Source organism: Micromonospora sp. M42, from assembly GCF_000568915.1.
Classification (GTDB): Bacteria; Actinomycetota; Actinomycetes; order Mycobacteriales; family Micromonosporaceae; genus Micromonospora; species Micromonospora chalcea.
The window spans coordinates 2,316,282-2,334,842 of sequence record NZ_KK037233.1 but is presented as its reverse complement, the minus strand read 5'-3'; the positions used below and the strand labels follow the sequence as shown (position 1 = coordinate 2,334,842).

Here is an 18,561-nt window from a genome sequence, read left to right as displayed (position 1 = left end):
CGGTCGCCCGGGCACCGCGGGCTACACCGTCGGCCTGGCTTCGTGCAGGATCCGGGCCAGCTCGGCCGGTCGGCTGAGCATCGGCCAGTGCCATGTCGGCAGTTCCTCGTACCGCCACGAATCGCCGGCCATGTGCCGGCACAGCGGCACGGTGGCGGCCATCTCGCGTGCCTGCTCGGCGGTGAAGCTCGACAGCACGCCGAGGCGGGGCAGCTTCTCCCACGCGCCGGTGAGCCGCACCGGGGTGGTGGCAGTCGCCCACGGCTGGGCCACCGACCGCTCATCGAGCAACGCGACGACCGACTCATCCACGTCTGCTGCGCTCGCCGCCAGCCCGGCCCACGGCGGGGGTGGCAGCCGCCAGCCGTCGCCGTGTTCGGCCACCGTCGCCGCGTTGCGGTCACGCTCCGGGGGCGGGCTGAAGTCCTCGTTCGCCGCCCCGTCGGGCAGCGGGCCGGTGTCGACGAAGACCAGTTGGGCGATGCGGTCGGTCATGCGGTCGGCAACGCCGGTCGTCACGACCGCGCCGGCGTAGCTGTGCCCGACGAGCACCACGTCGTGCAGGTCCTCGTAGCGCAGCAGGTTGACCACGTCGGTGACGTGGACGTCGAGGTCGGTGTCCGGGCGGGCCAGGTGGGCGCGCTCGCCCAGACCGGTCAGGCTCAGCGGGTACACCTCGTGGCCGTGCCCGCGCAGGGCGGCGGTGACCGGGCGCCAGGCCCATGCGCCGAGCCAGAACCCGGGAACCAGTACGAAGGTCGTCATGCCTGACACGCTACGATCAATACCGGACAGGTTCCGCCCGGATTGGAAGTGGGGATTCGTGACCCGGCCGACCGCGCGCGTACTGGCGTTGCTGGAGATCCTCCAGGCCGGCGGCGGCTTCACCGTCGCCGAACTGGCCGGTCGGCTGGGCGTCGACGAGCGCACGGTCCGCCGCTACGCCGCGCACCTCGCCGACCTGGGCATCCCGGTCGAGGCCCGGCGCGGCCGCTACGGCGGATACCGGCTCGCGCCCGGATACAAGCTGCCGCCACTCATGCTCACCGACGAGGAGGCGGTCGCCGTCATGCTCGGGCTCGTCGCCGCCCGCCGGGCCGGGCTGGTCACCGCCGAAGGCGCGGCCGCCGAGAGCGCGACCGCGAAGATCCGCCGGGTGCTGCCAGCGGTTCTCGCCCGGCGGATCGATTCGCTGCTGGAGACCGTGGACTTCACCGCACGGGTCCGGAAGTCCGCCCCGCCCGGCATCGAGGTGCTGCTGGTGCTCGCGGAAGCGGCCCGGCATCAGCAACCGGTGGACATCACCTACACCACCTGGCGTGGCGAGGCCGGCGAGCGCCGACTCGACCCGTACGGGCTGGTCTTCCACGCCGGCCGGTGGTACGTCACCGGCCACGACCACAACCGCCGGGCCGTACGGACGTTCCGGCTCGACCGCATCGGGACCGCCCGCCCCACCCCGGGCAGGTTCGACATCCCGGCCGGCTTCGATCCCACCACGCAGGTACTCACCGGGCTGGCAGCAGTGCCGTACGCGCACGACATCTCCGTGGTGCTGCACACCAGCCCGGAGCAGGCGCAGCGACGGATCCCGCCCTCGGTCGGCACGCTCACCGAGGTTCCCGGCGGAGTGCGCCTCACCGCCCGAGCGGAACGGCTCGACGGCGCGGCACAGATGCTCGCCGGGCTCGGCTGGTCGTTCACGATCGAGCGCCCGGACGAACTCAAGAACGAGATACGCGCCCTGGCCGCCCGGCTGCTCACCGACACCGACGCCTGATCGGGCACTCACCCCGCGTACCAGCCGGATCGCTCCGGGCGCGCTGTCCCTGGCGGCGAGGCAATCGGCGGGGAATGATCGGGGTACACCGCGGGCTGCCCGCAGCAGTCCACGGCGCAGCAGAAGGGCGGGTCGACGCCGATGACTCCGACGCAGCTACGGGCCTACGTCGCTGTCGTCCGGCTGGGATCCGTCAAGCAGGCCGCCGCGCAACTGGAGGTCTCCGAGTCGGCGGTCTCGCTGCTCATCGGCCAGCTCCGGCGGGAGTTCGGAGACCAGTTGTTCACCCGGACGGCGGCGGGGCTGGCCTTTACCCCCGGCGGGCTGCGGCTCGCCAGCCGCGCGGCCGAGATGCTGGGCCTGCAGGACCGTACGGTCCTGGAGGTCAGTTCGGCGGCGCACGGCCGCCGGATGCTGCGGGTCGCCGCGTCCAGCGAGTTCGCCGAGTTCGCCGCGCCGAGACTGATCGAGCTGTTCGCCAGACGCGCCGCCGACCTCGACATCGAGCTGAGCGTCTGCGACCCCGGCTCCTTCGAGTCGCTGCTGCTGACCCGGGCCGCGGACGTCGCGATGGGGCCGCTGCCGCCGGTGGCTGATCCGGCGATCTCCGGCCGGCCGATGATGAACTACCGGCTGGTGACTGTCCTCGGCCCGGATCATCCGCTGGCCGGTGTGCCGGCCTCGCCGGGGCAGCTGCGTGACCAGACCTGGCTGCTCGGCCCTTCGGCCACCGACACCGTGGGCGCTGTCCCGGCGATGCTGCGCCGGCTCGGCGTACCCGAGGAGCAGCAGCAGATCTTCCAGAGCCACGCGGCGGCGCTGGGTGAGGCGCAGCGCGGCCGGGGGATCGCGCCCGCGCTGTCGTTCACCGTCGCGCCGGATCTCCGCAGCGGCCAGCTCGTGGCGTTGTCCGGGCCGCACGCCAAGGCCGAGGCGGTGTGGCATTCGCTGGTGCTCGTCACACCCGGCACACCGTCCGTGGCAGCGGAACTGTGCCGCTTCGCGTCGACGCCCCGGGCGATTCAGGCGATGATGCGCGGCGTGGGCGTCGCGGTGAACCGCTTCCGGCCCTCGGTGCACGTGACGCTCTGGAGCTGACCGGCGGCGTCCAGCAGGTCCCGGAATGTCGCGGCCGGCAGCAGCCGGTCACAGTAGGGCAGGGCCGCGGCCATGCCCGCCACCAGGGGAGCGAAGCCGGGGGCGCCGGCCCGTGGGTTCAGCCAGACGATCCGGTGGGCGCGGCGGCTCAGCCGTGCCATCACGGCGGCGAGTTCGTCCGGGGGGTCGCTGTCCCAGCCGTCCGAGCCGATCAGCACCACCGCCCCGCGAACCGCGTCGCCGTGCGGGGACGCGAGCAGTGCCCGCAGGTTCGTCGCGATGCGCGTACCCCCGAACCGGTCGGTCACGGCGGCGCCGGCGTGCGCGATCGCCGCGGACGCCGACGTGTGCCGCAGCGCGACGGTGAGCCGGGTGAGCGTCGTGGCGAAGGCGAACACCTCCGCGTCGGTGGTCACCGCGAAGGCCCGCAGCAGGTGCAGGTACGCGTGGGCCTGGGCCCGCATCGACTCGCTGAGGTCGCACAGCAGCACCACCCGGCGCGGTCGGCGTACCTGTCGCTCGCGGACGACCTCGACGGGCTCCCACGCGGTGCGACGGGCCCGGGCGATAGTCGGACGCAGCGCGACCCGCCGCCCGGCCGGACCGACGGCGTGCCGCCTGGTGCGCCGGGACGGCCAGCGGGCGACGGCCTCGCGCAAGGCGTCGCCGAGCAGCGCGAGCTGGGCGGCGTCGAGGTCCTCGAACGGCCGGTCGGCGAGCCCGGCGAGGGCGCTGGGCCGTCGCTCGGGCAGCCGCACCCCGGCGTCGGAGGGCTCCGCCTCGGCGACGGGCGCCGGCAACGTCGCCCACGGCAGCCCACCACCGTCGTCGGTGTCGTCGGTGTCGGCGGGCACCGGCAGGTGCACGTCGTCCCGGGTCCCCGGCGGGGCCGCGGACCGGGTGAGCGGCAGCGGCGGCGCGTCGGCGAAGACAGCGGCGAAGACGCGGTCGAAGGCGGCGAGGTCGGCGTGCCGCCGCACGAAGCTGATCCGGGCGGCCCAGTAGAGCGCGGTCGTCTCACCGGGCGTCCACACGCCGAGCGCCCGGACGAAGTCACCGGCCTCGGTGAGCCCGGCGGGTACGCCGGCCCGCCGCAACCGGTCGGCGAACGCCGTCGCGAACGCCGCGCGGTCGACGCCGCGCAGCACACCGCCGCTCACCGGCGGGCGACCCACCAGGCGATCATCCCACCGACGACGACGATCCCGACGAGCACCGGCACGAGGCGCTTGACGACGGCCCCACCGGCGATGTCGAGCAGGTCCAGCGTCTCCGGTTCGGCGTCGGCGTCGGCATCCGGTCGACCGGTGGGCGCCGAGACGGCCACGGGGGTGCCGGCCACGGTGGTCCCGGACGGGGTGGCGTCCGCGTCGGCCGCGAGGGTACGGGGCAGGGCCGTGGAGGCGTCGGGCCCGGTCGCGGCGGACGTGGCGCGGTCGGGCGTGGCGGCGACGGCCGGCGCGGGCTCGGATGCGTCAGGCGCGGTGGCCGCGTGCGGGTCGCCGGTCTCCTCCGCCGCCAGCCTCGCTTCGAGGTTGGCGACGAACTGGGCGAGCAGCTTGCCGGACACCTCCTTGATCATGCCGCTGCCGAACTGGGCCAGCCGCCCCGAGATCTTCAGATCGGTGTCCACGTTGACGACTGTGCGCTGACCGTCCGGCCGCAGCTCGGCGGTGACCAGGGCGGACGCGTTCGCCGCCGACCGCCGGTCGCGGCCCTTCGCCTCGATCACCCCCCGGTAGCGCTCCTCGTCCTTCTCGACGAAACGTGCGGTGCCGGCGAACTCGGAGACGACCGGGCCGACCTTGACCTTCACCGTGCCCTGGTGGACGTCGCCGTCGACGCCGGTCAACTGGGCGCCCGGCAGGCACGGCGCGACGCCCTCCAGGTCGGTGAGGATCGCCCACGCCTGCGCGATCGGAATGTCGACGGTGAACTCGTTGGTGATCTTCATGCCGGCCTCTCCTGGTGTGCGCCGAGCGCGGCGGCGACGGCGGCGCGGTCGTCGGGGGTCTTGGCGATGGTGCCGATGGTCCGGACGACGTCGTCGGCGGAGAGGTCGGCGGCGCCGAGCACTGACAGCGCGGCGACCCAGTCGATGGCCTCGGCCATGCCGGGCGCCTTGTCCAGGCCGAGGGCACGTACGTCGCCGACGAAGGCGGTCGCCGTGCGGATCAGCCCTTCGGTGGCGCCCGGCACGGCCCGCCGGACGATCTCGGTGGCCCGGTCCATCTGCGGAAAGTCGATCCAGTGGTACAGGCAGCGGCGGCGCAGCGCGTCGTGCAGGTCGCGGCTGCGGTTGGAGGTGAGCACCACGACCGGCGGCGTGGTCGCGGTGAACGTGCCCAGCTCGGGGATGGTGATCCCGGACTCGCCGAGGAACTCGAACAGCAGCGCCTCGAACTCGTCGTCGGCCCGGTCGATCTCGTCGATCAGCAGCACCGGCGGGACCGGCCCCGGGTGGCGTACCGCCCGCAGGATCGGCCGTTCCTGCAGAAACTCCGCGGCGAACAGGTCGGCGTCGGTGAGCGAGGCGTGCCGGGCCTCGGCCAGCCGGATGGCGAGCAACTGCCGCTGGTAGTTCCATTCGTACAGCGCCTCGCCGGGGGTCAGGCCCTCGTAGCACTGCAGCCGGATCAGTGTCGTGTCCAGCGCCCGCGCCAGCGCCTTGGCGGCCGCGGTCTTGCCGACGCCGGGCTCGCCCTCGAGCAGCAGCGGCTTGCCCAGCTTGAGCGCGAGGAAGACGGCCATCGCCATGCCGTCGTCGGCCAGGTAGTCGACGGCGTCGAGCCGGCGCCGCACGGCCAGGGGGTCCTTCACCGCGCCTCGCCCGAGAGCAGCCGCCGGTAGTCCGCGCGGGTGTCCACGTCGATCGGCACCGGCCCGTCCACAGGTATCTCCGTGACCGGGTGGCGGCCGGAGTGCAGCAGCTTCCACACCGCCTTGTCGCCGTGCAGGACACGCAGCTCCGGCAGGACGTCGCGGGCGAACCAGAACGGGTGTCCCAGGCCGTCGGCGTACCGGCACACCGCGAGCGGGGTGGTCGCCGCCGCGACCCGGCGTACGTCGGCGGCCCGTACGCCTGGTTGGTCGCCGAGCAGGAGCACGAGCCCGTCGGCGCGCGGGTCCACCGCCTGCGTCGCGGCGCGGACCGACGATCCGCAACCAGTGCTGAACTCGGCGTTCTCGACGACCTGGACCCCGGTCAGATCCACCCGATCGCGGATCAGGTCGGCGGCGCCGCCGAGGGTCACCAGCAACTGGTCGAAGGCGCACGAGCGGGCCAGGTCGAGGGTGGCGTCGAGCAGCGTCCGCCCGCGGTACGGCAGCAGCTGCTTGGCCTCGCCGAGGCGTACCGAGGCCCCGGCGGCCAGAACCAGGCCGGTCACGAACACGGCTACGCCGCCACGTGCCGGTCGAGGCAGCCGGGGCAGCAGAACCAGTGGTCGGTGCCGTCGATCCGCACGTGCGGGGTGTCCGGTCCGATCAGGACCGTCATCCCGCACACCGGGTCGACTGCTTGCTGGGGGAGCGCCGCGGGTGGTGCGGGGGAGGAGGCGAGGCCGTCCACCCGCAGCGCCCGCACCACCTCGGCCATGATCGACAGTGCGATCTCCTGTGGTGAGCGCGCCCCGATCTCCAGCCCGGCCGGGGTCCGGACCCGGGCGCGCTCCGCGTCGGACAGCGCCAGTTCGTCGAGCACCGCCGCCCCGCGCTTTCGGCTGGCGACCAGCGCGATGTGCCCCACCCCGGCGTCCAGGGCGGCGCGGATGGCGTCCTGCTCGCCCTTGCCGAGGCCGGCCACCACGACCGCTGTCGCGCCGGCGTAGTCGCCGGACGTCGCCACCTCGAAGTCGAGGAAGGCCGCCAGGGTGGCCACCGCCGCGCTGATCGGCGTGTCGCCCACCAGACCCAGCACGGGTACCGGTAGCACCGGGCGCAGGAAGATCTCCAGCGCCCCGCCCGAGTGGCACGGGTTGACCACGACCCGTGCCCCCGGCGTGTCGGGAAAGGCGGGCGTGCCGTCCGGCAGGACCCGCAGCAGCAGCGCCTTGCCGTCGCGGAGGGTGTCCAGGGCGGCCGCCCGCACCGAGTTCTCGGCGCACACCCCGCCGACGAAACCCTCGATGGTGCCGTCGGGCAGGATCACCGCGTCGTCGCCGGGCCGGGCCGACGTCGGGTCCTGCGCCCGGACCACCGTGGCGTGCACGAACGGCGCGCGCGAGGCGGTCAGATCCTGCGTACGGCGGGCGATAGTCGTCATGGCCACCTCCCCTAGATCGGCGGGCGGGCGTTGCCGCGCATCGCGTCCCAGACGCGCGACGGCGTCAACGGCATGTCGGCATGCCGTACGCCGAAGGGTTCGAGCGCGTCGACGATCGCGTTCACGATCGCGGGCGGGGAGCCGACGGTGGCGGACTCGCCCACGCCCTTCGCGCCGATCGGGTGGTGCGGGGACGGGGTGACGGTGAAGCCGGTCTCCCAGTCGGGCACCTCCAGCGCGGTGGGCAGCAGGTAGTCCATCAGCGACGCGCCGAGGCAGTTGCCGTCCTCGTCGAACGCGATCATCTCCATCAGGGCCATGCCGACCCCGTCGGCCAGCCCGCCGTGCACCTGCCCCTCGATGATCATCGGGTTGATCCGGGTGCCGCAGTCGTCGACGGCGATGAACCGCCGCACCTTGACCTGCGCGGTGCCGGGGTCGATGTCCACCACGCAGATGTACGCCCCGTGCGGATACGTCAGGTTCGACGGGTTGTAGCAGATCTGCGCCTCCAACCCGCCCTCGACGCCCTCGGGCAGGTCACCGGCGCCGTGGGCCCGCATCGCGATGTCCTGGATCGTCACGCTCTTACCCGGATCGCCCTTGACCCGGAAGGAACCCTTGTCCCACTCCAGGTCGGCGACCGAGACCTCCAGCATGCCGGAGGCGATGATCCGGGCCTTGTCGCGGACCTTGCGGGCCACCAGGGCCGCCGCGGCGCCGGAGACCGGGGTGGACCGGCTGCCGTACGTGCCGAGGCCGAACGGCGTGTTGTCGGTGTCGCCGTGCAGCACGTCGATGTCGTCCGGCGGAATGCCGATCTCCTCCGCGACGATCTGCGCGAACGTCGTCTCGTGCCCCTGACCCTGGGACTGCACGCTGAGCCGGACCACGGCCTTGCCGGTCGGGTGCACGCGCAACTCGCAACCGTCGGCCATGCCCAGGCCGAGGATGTCCATGTTCTTGCGCGGCCCGGCGCCGACGGCCTCGGTGAAGAACGCGATGCCGATGCCCATCAGCTCGCCCCGGGCCCGCTTCTCCTGCTGCTCGCGCCGCAGGTCGGCGTAGCCGGCCATCTCCATCGCCAGCCGCATCGTCGGCTCGTAGTCGCCGGAGTCGTACACCCAGCCGGTCTTCGTCGTGTACGGGAACTGCTCCGGCCGGATGAAGTTCTTCAGCCGCAGCTCGGCCGGGTCCATGCCCAGTTCGTCGGCGAGGCAGTCGACGATCCGCTCGACGAGGTAGACGGCCTCGGTGATGCGGAACGAACAGGCGTACGCCACGCCGCCGGGCGCCTTGTTGGTGAAGACCGCCGTCATCTTGCAGTACGCGGCCTCGATGTCGTAGCTGCCGGTGAAGACGCCGAAGAAACCGGCCGGGTACTTCACCGGCGCGGCGGTGCCGTTGAAGGCGCCGTGGTCGGCGAGGACGTTGGTGCGGATGGCCAGGATCCGGCCGTCACGGGTCGCCGCGATCTCACCACGCATGATGTAGTCGCGGGCGAAGCCGGTGCTGATCAGGTTCTCGAAGCGGTCCTCCATCCACTTCACCGGCTTGCCGGTGACGATCGACGCGACGATCGCGCAGACGTACCCCGGATAGATCGGCACCTTGTTGCCGAAGCCACCGCCGATGTCCGGCGAGATCACCTGGATCTTGTGCTCGGGGATGCCCGCCACCAGGGCGTAGAGAGTGCGGTGCGCGTGCGGCGCCTGCGTGGTGGACCAGAGACGCAGCTTGCCCTCGACGGCGTCGAAGTCGGCGACCGCGCCGCACGTCTCCATCGGCGCCGGGTGCACCCGCGGATAGACCAGGTCCTGGCTGACCACGACGTCCGCCCGGGCGAACACCGCCGCGGTGGCCGCCTCGTCGCCGGTCTCCCAGTCGAAGCAGTGGTTGTCGGTCTTGCCCTCCAGGTCGTCGCGGATCACCGGGGCGTCCGGCTCCAGCGCGCGGCGGGCGTCGACGACCGGATCGAGGACGTCGTACTCGACGTCGATCAGCTCCAGCGCGTCCCGCGCCGCGTACGGGTCCTCGGCGACGACGAACGCCACCTCCTGACCCTGGAAGCGCACCTTGTCGGTGGCGAGCACGGCCTGCACGTCGTTGGAGAGCGTCGGCATCCAGGCCAGACCCTGCTCGGCCAGCATCGCCCCGGTCACTACCGCCTTGACGCCGGGGGATGCCTCGGCGGCGCTCGTGTCGATGCTCAGGATCCGCGCGTGGGCCACCGGCGAGCGGAGGATGGCCAGGTGCAGCAGCCCGGGCAGCCGGACGTCGTCGACGAACCGGCCCCGGCCGCGCACGAAGCGCGGATCCTCCTTCCGCAGCATCCGGCCGTAGCCCACCGGCTTCTGGTCGTTGTCGTGGAAGGTGTCCACGCGCTCGTGCACAGTCGTCATACGACGCTCCCGGCGGGCCGGCCGGCGTTGTCGATCTCGCCGGCTTCGGGTGATTCGGTGGTCTCGGTGACCGCGGCGGCCGCGTTCGCCTCGTGCACGGCGGCCCAGCGCACCGAGCGCACGATGGTGGCGTAGCCGGTGCAGCGGCAGATCTGGCCGGAGATCGCTTCGCGGATCTCCGCCTCGGTCGGGTCCGGGTTGCGGTTGAGCAGCGCCCGAGCGGTCATCATCATGCCGGGCGTGCAGAAGCCGCACTGCAGGCCGTGGCACTGCATGAAGCCCTGCTGGACCGGGTCGAGCTCCGCGCCCTTGGCCAGGCCCTCGACGGTACGCACCTGGTGGCCGCCGGCCATCGCGGCCAGCACGGTGCACGACTTCACCGGTTCGCCGTCGAGCCAGACGACGCAGGTGCCGCAGTTGCTGGTGTCGCAGCCCGAGTGCGTGCCGGTCAGGCCCAGCACGTCGCGCAGGAAGTGCACAAGCAGCAGCCGACCCTCGATCTCCCGGGTGACCTCGACGTCGTTGACGGTCATGGTGACCTGCATGCTCAGCTCCTCGCCCGTTCCACGGCCCGGCGCAGGGTCCGTCTGGTCAGCTCGTCGGCCAGGTGCCGCTTGTAGTCCGCGCTGCCCCGCTGATCGGTGGCCGGATCGCAGCTGCGCGCGGCGATCGCACCGGCCTGCGCGAAGAGGCTCTCGCTGGGTGTCTGCCCGCGCAGCGCCGCCGAGATCTCCGGGATACCTGTGGTGTTCGGGCCCACGGCGGCCAGCCCGACCCGGGCGTCGGAGATCACGCCGCCGTCGAGCCAGACCGCGGCGCCGGCCGAGACCACCGCCCAGTCGCCGGCCCGGCGTTCCACCTTCTCGTACGCGCTGCCGCAGCCGGGCCGCACCGGCAGCCGGACCTCGACCAGGATCTCCCCGTCGCCGACGGCCGTCTCGTACGGCCCGACGTGGAACTCCTCCATGGACACCACCCGTTCGGCGCCGCCCGGCCCGCGGATCACGCAGCTCGCGTCCAGGGCGGTGCAGACCGCGGACAGGTCCTCCGACGGGTCCGCCTGGCACAGGGAGCCGCCCAGTGTGCCCCGGTTGCGCACGATCGGATCGGCGATCACCCGTTCGGCGTCGGCGAAGATCGGGAAGGCCGCCGTCAGGGTGGCGGACTCCAGCAGCTCCCGATGCCGGGTCAGCGCACCGATGCGTAGCTCGTCCGGGCCCGCCTCGATGTAGCCGAGCTCGTCGTGGAGATCGTTGATGTCGATGAGATAGTCGAAACTGGCCAGCCGCAGCTTCATCATCGGCAGCAGGCTGTGCCCGCCGGCGATCAGCCGTGACGTGCTGCCCAGCCGTTCCATCAGGCTGATGGCGTGGTCCACACTGGTTGCTCGTTCGTACTCGAACGGGGCCGGCACCTGCATATCGCACCTCCGGAAGTCGTCAATGTGGTGCCGGTGCCCGCGGAAGTCAACGCCGACCTAAGCAAGTCCTTAGGTCGGCGTTGACGGTGCCGCGGCTGCTCACGGATCGTGCGGCAATGCGAGACATCGTCGACGGGTTGAGCGCGTGGCGCGCCGCCGGCGTCCGGTTCGCCGTCGCGACAGTGGTGCGGACCTGGAAGTCGGCGCCCAGACCGCCGGGCGCGGCCATGGCGGTCTGCGCCGACGGTGAGGTCGTCGGCAGCATCTCCGGAGGTTGCGTCGAGGGCGCTGTGTACGAGCTGTGCCGGGAGGCGATACGGACCGGACAGGTGCGCACCGAGACGTACGGCGTCGGCGACGACGACGCCTTCGAGGTGGGCCTGACCTGCGGCGGCACCATCGAGGTCCTGGTGCAGCCGGACGTCGTGCTGACCGAGCCCGACGCGGTGCTCGCCGCGATCCGCACGGGTACGCCGGTGGCGACGGCGTCCGCCGGAATGGCCCAGATGGTGGTCTGGCCCGACCGGGTGGCCGGCACCCTCGGCGACGCCGACCTGGACCGCGCGGTGACGCAGCAGGCCGAGGGGATGCTGGCCCTCGGCACCACCGGAACCGTGCGACTCGGTACGCGCGGGCAGCAACGGCACGACGAGGTGTCCGTGTTCGTCCAGTCGTACCTGCCGCCACCACGGATGATCGTGTTCGGCGCGATCGACTTCGCCGTCGCGGTGGCCCGGATCGGCCGCTTCCTCGGATACCACGTCACGGTGTGCGACGCCCGGCCGGTGTTCGCCACCCGCAAGCGCTTCCCCGACGCCGACGACCTCGTCGTGCAGTGGCCGCACAGATACCTGGAGTCGACAGCCGTCGACGAGCGCACCGTGCTCTGCGTCCTCACCCACGACCCGAAGTTCGACGTCCCGCTGCTGGAGGTCGCCCTGCGCACCCGGGCCCGCTACATCGGCGCGATGGGCAGCCGCCGCACCCATACCGACCGGCTGCGCCGCCTGCGCGAGGCGGGCGTGGACGAGGCCGCCCTCGCCCGGCTCTCCTCACCGATCGGACTCGACCTGGGGGCGCGGACGCCGGAGGAGACCGCCGTGGCGATCGCCGCCGAGTTCGTCGCCCTGGCCGCCGGAGGGTCCGGCCGGCGGCTGACGGACCTCGACACCCCGATCCACCACCACTGAGCGGACCAGCGGCGAACGTGTCACCCACGGCTCAGGCCGAGCGCCTCGTCCACCCGGTCCAGCACCGTCACGTCGTCGTGGCCGACACCGCGCAGCAGGTCGATCGCGGTCGCCCGGATCTGCCCAACGATCATGGTGACCGGCAGCGGCGGATCGGTCCGCAGCAGGCCCGCGGCGATCCGGACCGCCTCCAGCGCCGCCGCGTCGGCCCGCTGCGCGTGCCGGTCGGCGTCGGCGCCGGTGAGGTCGTGGGCCATGGCCTCACCAGCCGACCGTACGGCGGAGGTCAGCGCGCCGATCGCGGCGGCCAGCTCCGGCGGCGTGGCGGTGTGCCGGCGGGTCAGGGTCACGCCGGCCCGGGCCAGCACCCGGATGTTGCGGGCGGCGTAGTCGAGCTGCCGCAGCGTGGCCTCCACCTCGACGAGCTTGCCCAGGTGCCGGCGGCGCAGTCCCAGCCGCAGCGTCTCGCCGGTGGCGAGCACGGCGGCCTGCATCTCGGCGACGCAGTCGTCCACCTGCCGCGCCCGGTCCAGCGCGGCGCGGGCGGCGTCCTCGTCGCAGCCACGCAGCGCCGCGTTGACCTGGTCGAGCAGGTCGGCCAGGTCGGTGTAGCTGCGCCGGGCCTGGGCCACCAGTGGTGCCAGCGGGTCACGGGCGGCCATCAGCTGGCTGGCGGCGAGCGCCACGGCGCCGCCGATGAGCGCGTCGACGAAGCGGAACGGCATCAGCGTCCCGTTCGGCGCGGAGACCACGACCAGGTACATGGCCGAGACGGTGGCCTGCACGACCAGGGCACGGCGGGCCCCGATCACCACGAGCGTCGTGGTGGTCAGCAGCAGCACCAGCAGGACCGTCTCGGTGCCCGGGCCCAGCGCGTACACCAGCAGTTCGGCGACGAGCACGGCGGCTGCCACGGCGAGCAGGATCTCGACGGTCTGCCGCAGCCGTCGCCCGCGGGACTCGCCGAGCACGACGAGCGCGGCGGTCGGCGCGAAGAACGGATCCGGGTGACGGATCACCACCGCCGCCACGATCCACGCGACCACAGCGGCGGCGGTCAGCTCGACCACTGTCATCCCGTCGCCGCGTAACCGCGCGACGGCGTCGCGTACCCAGCTCCGCACCGGTCGTACCCCTCTCGCCGGACAGGCCGGGACCCGGCCGCCGATTGATCTTCCGCGAGGAGGCCCACTACCCCGGCTGTGACCTGCTCAATCGCTGACGCCGGCAGCCGGCGCGGCCGACGACCCGCACCTGCCCGGGGTCAGCGGCGGATGAGGCCGAGTTCGGTGGCGGTGGCGACGGCAGCGGTACGCGACTCGACGCCGAGCTTGGCGTAGATGCGGGCCAGATGGGACTTGACGGTGCCCTCGGTCAGGTGCAGGCGGGCGCCGATGCTGTGGTTCGACAGACCGTCGGCGACCAGGGCGAGGACCTCGGTCTCGCGTCGGGTCAGGGCGGTGCCCGGCGTACGCAGGCGGTTCATCAACCGGTTCGCGACGGTGGGCGCCAGCGTGGTGCGTCCGGCGGCGGCGGTGCGGACAGCGGCGGCCAGGTCCTCGGGCGGGGCGTCCTTCAGGAGGTAGCCGGTGGCGCCCGCCTCGATGGCGGGCAGGGTGTCGGCGTCGGAGTCGTACGTGGTGACGATCAGCACGCGCGGCGCTTCCGGGCCGGCGGTGATCCGGGCGGTCGCCTCGGCGCCGCCCATGCCCTTGCCGAACTGCAGGTCCATCAGCACGACGTCGATGTCGCCCGCGGCGGCGCGGGTGACGGCCTCCTCGGCGGTGGCGGCTTCGGCCACGACGACCAGGTCGGGTTCGGTTTCCAGCACGGCGCGCAGTCCGGCCCGTACGACCGGGTGGTCGTCGGCCAGGAGGAGGCGGATGGGAACGTCGTCGGTCACGGTCGGCCCTCGGGCTCGGTCCTGGTGGTCGGGGCGAGGGGAAGCTCGGCGGTCAGGGCGGTGCCCCGGCCGGGCGCGGACGCGACGGCCAGGGTGCCGCCGAGGGCGGCCATGCGGGCGCGCATGGCCGCCAGGCCGAAGCCGCCGCCGTCGACGTCGGGAGCGGGCAGCTGTTCCGGGTCGAAGCCGCGCCCGTCGTCGACGACGTGCAGGGCGATGCGGTCGCCGAGATAGCTGAGGGTGACCTCGGCCGTCGTGGCCCGGGCGTGGCGGACCGTGTTCGCGACTGTGGACTGGGCGATACGCAGGAGCGCCACCTCGTGGGCGGTCGGCAGCGACACGGGGTCGCCGGTGAGGTGGAAGCGGGCGGTGAGGCGGTGGCGGGCGCTGGTGGTGCTGCACAGGCGTTCCAGGGCCCCGGCCAGGGTGGTGCCTTCCAGGGTGGGCGGGGTGAGCGCGGCGACGAAGCGGCGGGCCTCGGCGAGGTTGTCCACGGCGACCTGACGGGCCGCGTCGACGTGACCGGAGGCGGCGTCGGGCCGGCCGGGCAGGGCGCGCTCGGCGGCGCGCAGCAGCAGCTGGATGCTGGACAGGCCCTGGGCGAGGGTGTCGTGGATCTCGCGGGCCAGACGCTCGCGCTCGGCGAGTACGCCGGCGGTGTGCTCGGCCCGGGCCAGGTCGGCCCGGGTGGCGGTGAGTTCCTCGATCAGCTGCCGGCGCTGTTCGCTCTCCCGGTACAGGGCCTGGTATCCCCACACCACCCCGACGGCGACGGCGGCGCCGAGCGCGGGACCGATCACCGTGGCCGGGGTGAAGGAGCCGGTGTGGGCGCCGAACCCGGCGACGGCCGCCACGGCGGTGACGATCACGGCGGCCAGGCCGGCGCGGCGCGGCAACAGGTGGAGCTGGAGGAAGTACAGCGGGAACGCCACCCAGATCGCGTCGGGGGACAGGCCCAGCAACACCAGCCACACGGCGCCGACGGCGGCCAGCCACCACGCGGCGGCCCGCCGCGAGCGCCGGATGCGGGGGAGGAGCGGCCCGACGGCGTACGCCAGACCGCACGCCACCGCCACCGCCACGATCGATCCGGCGTGCGGCCGGTCGTCGGCCACCGCCCGGCCCGCGGCCAGGACGAGCAGGCCGATGATCAGCAGGTGCAGGCACCAGGCCAGGGCTCGGGTGGTCGGGGTCAGGGCAGCGGTGCTCACAGTGCGTCCCACGTTACCGACGCCGGCGCCCCGGGGGCCTCTATCGAAAGTTAGAACCCGGGCGTCGCCTTTCGGCCCGCGAAGTGCTGTCCCACGCCAGACGCGCACACCGGCGCCGGCCGCGATCGTGGATGCATACCGTTCCACCGCCCGAAAGGACAGGCCACTGCCGTGTTCGTCGCCTGGAGAGACCTGAAGTTCGCCAAGGGGCGCTTCGCCCTGATGGGGACCGTCATCGTGCTGATCACCCTGCTGGTCGGGCTGCTGTCCGGGCTGACGGCCGGACTGGGCCGGCAGAACATTTCCGCCATCACCGGCCTGCCCGCCGACAGGATCGCCTTCCAGGCGCCCGGCGACGGCCAGGACGTGTCCTACTCCAACTCCACTGTCACCGAGCGGCAGTGGCAGCAGTGGGCCGAGGCCCCCGGCGTGACCGGCGCCGAACCGCTGGGCATCACCACGACCAGGGCCACCGCCGGAAACCGGAGCGTCGGGGTCTCCGCCTTCGGCGTCCGGCCCGGCTCCCGCCTGGCCCCCGACAGCGGCCGGATCGACGACCGCTCGGCGGTGCTGTCCACCAAGGCCGCCGCCGACCTCGGTGTGCGGGCCGGCGACTCCGTCACCCTGGCCGGGCAGCAACTGACAGTGGCGGCCGTACGCGGCGACGCCTCCTTCAGCCACACCCCCGTGGTGTGGATCAGCCTGGACGTGTGGCAGAAGAGCGCGCCTCCCACCGGCACCGGCGACGGCAGCCAGACGGCCACCGTCGTCGCCCTCACCACCACCGCGGACGCCGACCTGGGAGCCACCGACCGGCAGGCGGGCACCAGGACGGTCTCCGTGGCCGACTCGCTGTCCGCGATCGGCTCCTACACCTCCGAGAACGGCTCCCTGCAGCTGATGCGCGGCTTCCTGTTCGCCATCTCCGCCCTCGTCATCGGTGCCTTCTTCACCGTCTGGACCATCCAGCGCAGCGGCGACGTCGCAGTGCTCAAGGCACTCGGCGCCCCCACCGCCAACCTCCTCAAGGACGCCCTCGGACAAGCCGTCGTCCTGCTCACCGGCGGCACCCTGCTCGGCACCGGCATCGCCGCCGCGCTCGGCGCCCTCGTCGCCGGGTCCACGGTGCCGTTCCTCCTCACCCCGGTGACCGTCCTCCTTCCCGCGGCCGTGATCGTCGTCCTCGGCGCCCTCGGCGCCGCTCTGGCCATCCGCCGCATCACCTCCGTCGACCCGCTGACCGCCCTGGGGAGCGCCCGATGAGCCTGAACCTGACCGACGTCACCCTCACCTACCCCGACGGCGAGGGCCGCCTGACCGCCCTCGACCGCGTCACCCTGGACGTACCCAAGGGCAGCCTGACCGCCGTGATCGGCCCCTCCGGCTCCGGCAAGTCCAGCCTCCTCGCGGTCGCCGCGACCCTCATCACCCCCGACTCCGGCACCGTCACCATCGACGGCACCCCCACCACCGGAATGACGCGGGGCGAACTCGCCGACCTGCGCCGCCACAAGATCGGCATCGTCTTCCAGCAGCCCAACCTGCTGCCCTCCCTCACCGCCGCCGAGCAGCTCCAGGTGATGGCCCAGATCGACGGCCGTCCACCGGCCGGAGCCCGTACCCGCGCCGTGGAAATCCTCGACGCGGTCGGCCTCGCCGGTCAGGCCGACCGCCGGCCGCACCAGCTCTCCGGCGGCCAGCGCCAGCGCGTCAACATCGCCCGCGCCCTGATGAACGACCCCACAGTCCTGCTCGTCGACGAACCCACCAGCGCCCTCGACCACGAACGCGGCGCCGCCGTCATCGAGCTGATCACCCGCCTCACCCACCAGCAGACCACCGCCACCGTCCTGGTCACCCACGACCGCACGAACCTCACCACCGTCGACCAGATCGCCGAAGTCCACGACGGCCGCCTCCACCTTCCGGCACCGGCCCGCTGAGATACGGGTCGGAGGTGGTGCCTGCTGTACCCGGACTGGGCAGCCCGCTGGATGGTCGCCGTTCCCCCAGCTCAATAGCGTTTCTGGTGCGCGCAGTTCCTGCCGAGCACACGGAGAGAGGCCACCAGAATGGGACAGACCGTCGAACCGGCGGTACGCGTCGAACAACTCACCCGCGTGTACGGCGCCGGCCGCAACCAGGTGACCGCGCTCGCGGGCGTCGACGTCAGCTTCGGCCGGGGAACCTTCACCGCGGTGATGGGACCGTCGGGCTCCGGCAAGAGCACGCTGCTGCAGATCGCGGCCGGGCTCGACCGCCCCACGAACGGCCGGGTGGTCGTCGGCGGCACCGACCTGTCCGGGCTGTCCGAGACGCGCCTGACCGAGCTGCGGCGTACCCGGATCGGGTTCGTCTTCCAGGCGTTCAACCTGATCGGCGCGCTCACCGTCGAGGAGAACATCGTGCTGCCCCTGCGTCTGGCCGGCGTCCGTCCGGACCGGGCCTGGCTGACCCACGTGGTCGAGCGGGTCGGCCTCGCCGACCGGCTGCACCACCGGCCGGCGGCGCTCTCCGGCGGCCAGCAGCAGCGGGTGGCGATCGCCCGGGCGCTGGCCACCCGCCCCGAGGTCATCTTCTCGGACGAGCCCACCGGCGCCCTCGACTCGCGGACCGCGACGGAGGTGCTGACGCTGTTGCGCGCGGTCGTGGACGAACACGGGCAGACGGTGGTGATGGTGACCCACGATCCGATCGCCGCGTCGTACGCGGACCGGGTCCTCGTACTGGCCGACGGCGCGATGGTCGCCGACCTCCCGCAGCTCGGCGCCGTCCGGATCGCCGAGCACCTGGCGTCGCTGGACCGGCGGGTCCTCCGATGACCGGCCTCGCCGCCCGCCTGCTGCGGCACCGCACCGGCCCCGCCGCCGCGACCCTGCTGGCCCTGATCGTCGGCGTGCTGATCCTGGTGGCGATGGGCACGCTCGTCGAATCGGGGCTGCGGTTCCGCCCGGAGCCGCGGCTCTGGGCGAGTGCCGACGTGGTCGTCGCCAACCGCACGATCAGCCACACGTTCCGGGAGTTCGACGGTGACACCACCACGAGCACCGTGGCGCTGCCCGAGGGCGGCACCGTGGACGCCGACCTGGTGGACCGGATCCGCCGGGTGCCGGGCGTCGTGGCCGTCACCGGCGACGACCGGGTGCCGATCGGCTCACCCGCAGCCGTGGGACACGGCTGGGACACGTACGTCTTCACCGGTCGTCGCCTCGCCGCGGGCGCCGCGCCCCGGACCGACGACGAGGTGGTGGCCGACACCCGGCTCGGGGTGTCGCCCGGCGACCCCATCGAGC

The 18,561-nt window shown here is 73.2% G+C and carries 18 protein-coding genes; 6 read left to right on the top strand and 12 right to left on the bottom strand.

Features of this window, described 5'->3' with window-relative positions:
- Window positions 1-21: 21 nt before the first annotated feature.
- On the bottom strand, window positions 22-765 hold the full coding sequence (locus MCBG_RS10545; RefSeq protein WP_043325372.1) for an alpha/beta fold hydrolase: 744 nt from the start codon (window positions 763-765) through the stop codon (window positions 22-24).
- Window positions 766-823: 58 nt separating this feature from the next.
- Here MCBG_RS10545 and MCBG_RS10540 point away from each other — a divergent pair, with 58 nt between their 5' ends.
- Both MCBG_RS10540 and MCBG_RS10535 read left to right on the top strand, forming a co-directional pair.
- Window positions 824-1,780 (top strand): helix-turn-helix transcriptional regulator, encoded by a 957-nt coding sequence (locus tag MCBG_RS10540; protein ID WP_043325371.1) that lies wholly within the window; start codon window positions 824-826, stop codon window positions 1,778-1,780.
- Window positions 1,781-1,921: 141 nt separating this feature from the next.
- Window positions 1,922-2,878 (top strand): LysR family transcriptional regulator, encoded by a 957-nt coding sequence (locus MCBG_RS10535; protein WP_043325369.1) that lies wholly within the window; start codon window positions 1,922-1,924, stop codon window positions 2,876-2,878.
- Here the strand turns inward: MCBG_RS10535 and MCBG_RS10530 are convergent.
- From MCBG_RS10530 to MCBG_RS10495, 8 genes are read right to left on the bottom strand one after another with little or no spacing between them, the layout of a single operon-like run.
- Entirely contained in the window at window positions 2,803-4,053 is a 1,251-nt protein-coding gene (locus MCBG_RS10530; RefSeq protein WP_223201173.1) for a vWA domain-containing protein, read from the bottom strand. The genes MCBG_RS10535 and MCBG_RS10530 overlap by 76 nt on opposite strands.
- The gene (locus MCBG_RS10525; RefSeq protein WP_043325368.1) at window positions 4,035-4,832 is read right to left on the bottom strand and encodes an SRPBCC family protein; all 798 of its coding nucleotides are present in this window, start codon (window positions 4,830-4,832) and stop codon (window positions 4,035-4,037) included. The genes MCBG_RS10530 and MCBG_RS10525 overlap by 19 nt, the downstream gene beginning before the upstream one ends.
- A complete protein-coding gene (locus tag MCBG_RS10520) occupies window positions 4,829-5,698 on the bottom strand; it encodes an AAA family ATPase (RefSeq protein ID WP_043325365.1) in 870 nt (289 codons plus the stop codon). The genes MCBG_RS10525 and MCBG_RS10520 overlap by 4 nt, the downstream gene beginning before the upstream one ends.
- Entirely contained in the window at window positions 5,695-6,267 is a 573-nt protein-coding gene (locus MCBG_RS10515) for a nucleotidyltransferase family protein (protein WP_223201172.1), read from the bottom strand. The genes MCBG_RS10520 and MCBG_RS10515 overlap by 4 nt, the downstream gene beginning before the upstream one ends.
- 8 nt (window positions 6,268-6,275) lie before the next feature.
- On the bottom strand, window positions 6,276-7,142 hold the full coding sequence (locus tag MCBG_RS10510; RefSeq protein WP_043325361.1) for an XdhC family protein: 867 nt from the start codon (window positions 7,140-7,142) through the stop codon (window positions 6,276-6,278).
- Window positions 7,143-7,153: 11 nt separating this feature from the next.
- On the bottom strand, window positions 7,154-9,544 hold the full coding sequence (locus MCBG_RS10505) for an aerobic carbon-monoxide dehydrogenase large subunit (RefSeq protein WP_043325360.1): 2,391 nt from the start codon (window positions 9,542-9,544) through the stop codon (window positions 7,154-7,156).
- The gene (locus MCBG_RS10500) at window positions 9,541-10,089 is read right to left on the bottom strand and encodes a (2Fe-2S)-binding protein (RefSeq protein WP_043325358.1); all 549 of its coding nucleotides are present in this window, start codon (window positions 10,087-10,089) and stop codon (window positions 9,541-9,543) included. The genes MCBG_RS10505 and MCBG_RS10500 overlap by 4 nt, the downstream gene beginning before the upstream one ends.
- Window positions 10,090-10,091: 2 nt before the next feature.
- On the bottom strand, window positions 10,092-10,964 hold the full coding sequence (locus MCBG_RS10495; protein WP_043325356.1) for an FAD binding domain-containing protein: 873 nt from the start codon (window positions 10,962-10,964) through the stop codon (window positions 10,092-10,094).
- A gap of 116 nt (window positions 10,965-11,080) precedes the next feature.
- Between MCBG_RS10495 and MCBG_RS10490 the strand changes: the two genes are divergently transcribed.
- Window positions 11,081-12,154, top strand: a complete 1,074-nt coding sequence (locus MCBG_RS10490) for an XdhC family protein (RefSeq protein ID WP_043325354.1) — start codon at window positions 11,081-11,083, stop codon at window positions 12,152-12,154.
- A gap of 20 nt (window positions 12,155-12,174) precedes the next feature.
- Here MCBG_RS10490 and MCBG_RS10485 read toward each other — a convergent pair whose 3' ends face one another.
- The 3 genes from MCBG_RS10485 to MCBG_RS10475 all read right to left on the bottom strand — a co-directional run bounded on the left by MCBG_RS10485 (window position 12,175) and on the right by MCBG_RS10475 (window position 15,268).
- A complete protein-coding gene (locus MCBG_RS10485; protein ID WP_043325352.1) occupies window positions 12,175-13,278 on the bottom strand; it encodes an FUSC family protein in 1,104 nt (367 codons plus the stop codon).
- A 140-nt stretch (window positions 13,279-13,418) separates the two neighbouring features.
- Window positions 13,419-14,057, bottom strand: a complete 639-nt coding sequence (locus tag MCBG_RS10480; protein ID WP_043325350.1) for a response regulator — start codon at window positions 14,055-14,057, stop codon at window positions 13,419-13,421.
- Window positions 14,054-15,268, bottom strand: coding sequence for a sensor histidine kinase (locus MCBG_RS10475; protein WP_043325349.1), 1,215 nt, complete (start codon window positions 15,266-15,268; stop codon window positions 14,054-14,056). Before MCBG_RS10475 ends, MCBG_RS10480 begins: the two co-directional genes overlap by 4 nt.
- 171 nt (window positions 15,269-15,439) lie before the next feature.
- Here MCBG_RS10475 and MCBG_RS10470 point away from each other — a divergent pair, with 171 nt between their 5' ends.
- The 3 genes from MCBG_RS10470 to MCBG_RS10460 all read left to right on the top strand — a co-directional run bounded on the left by MCBG_RS10470 (window position 15,440) and on the right by MCBG_RS10460 (window position 18,090).
- Window positions 15,440-16,531 carry an ABC transporter permease gene (locus tag MCBG_RS10470; protein ID WP_043325348.1) on the top strand — a complete coding sequence of 364 codons (1,092 nt, stop codon included), beginning with the start codon at window positions 15,440-15,442 and terminating at the stop codon, window positions 16,529-16,531.
- The gene (locus MCBG_RS10465) at window positions 16,528-17,211 is read left to right on the top strand and encodes an ABC transporter ATP-binding protein (protein ID WP_043325347.1); all 684 of its coding nucleotides are present in this window, start codon (window positions 16,528-16,530) and stop codon (window positions 17,209-17,211) included. The genes MCBG_RS10470 and MCBG_RS10465 overlap by 4 nt, the downstream gene beginning before the upstream one ends.
- Before the next feature lie 129 nt (window positions 17,212-17,340).
- Window positions 17,341-18,090 carry an ABC transporter ATP-binding protein gene (locus tag MCBG_RS10460; protein WP_043325346.1) on the top strand — a complete coding sequence of 250 codons (750 nt, stop codon included), beginning with the start codon at window positions 17,341-17,343 and terminating at the stop codon, window positions 18,088-18,090.
- Window positions 18,091-18,561 lie beyond the last annotated feature (471 nt).

What these genes read in the sequence shown, in the direction of transcription:
- MCBG_RS10465 (WP_043325347.1), top strand. Translation starts at nt 16,528, where the DNA reads ATGAGCCTGAACCTGACCGACGTCACCCTCACCTACCCCGACGGCGAG.
- MCBG_RS10505 (WP_043325360.1), bottom strand. Translation starts at nt 9,544, where the DNA reads ATGACGACTGTGCACGAGCGCGTGGACACCTTCCACGACAACGACCAG.
- MCBG_RS10500 (WP_043325358.1), bottom strand. Translation starts at nt 10,089, where the DNA reads ATGCAGGTCACCATGACCGTCAACGACGTCGAGGTCACCCGGGAGATC.
- MCBG_RS10460 (WP_043325346.1), top strand. Translation starts at nt 17,341, where the DNA reads ATGGGACAGACCGTCGAACCGGCGGTACGCGTCGAACAACTCACCCGC.
- MCBG_RS10495 (WP_043325356.1), bottom strand. Translation starts at nt 10,964, where the DNA reads ATGCAGGTGCCGGCCCCGTTCGAGTACGAACGAGCAACCAGTGTGGAC.
- MCBG_RS10535 (WP_043325369.1), top strand. Translation starts at nt 1,922, where the DNA reads ATGACTCCGACGCAGCTACGGGCCTACGTCGCTGTCGTCCGGCTGGGA.
- MCBG_RS10490 (WP_043325354.1), top strand. Translation starts at nt 11,081, where the DNA reads ATGCGAGACATCGTCGACGGGTTGAGCGCGTGGCGCGCCGCCGGCGTC.
- MCBG_RS10545 (WP_043325372.1), bottom strand. Translation starts at nt 765, where the DNA reads ATGACGACCTTCGTACTGGTTCCCGGGTTCTGGCTCGGCGCATGGGCC.
- MCBG_RS10510 (WP_043325361.1), bottom strand. Translation starts at nt 7,142, where the DNA reads ATGACGACTATCGCCCGCCGTACGCAGGATCTGACCGCCTCGCGCGCG.
- MCBG_RS10525 (WP_043325368.1), bottom strand. Translation starts at nt 4,832, where the DNA reads ATGAAGATCACCAACGAGTTCACCGTCGACATTCCGATCGCGCAGGCG.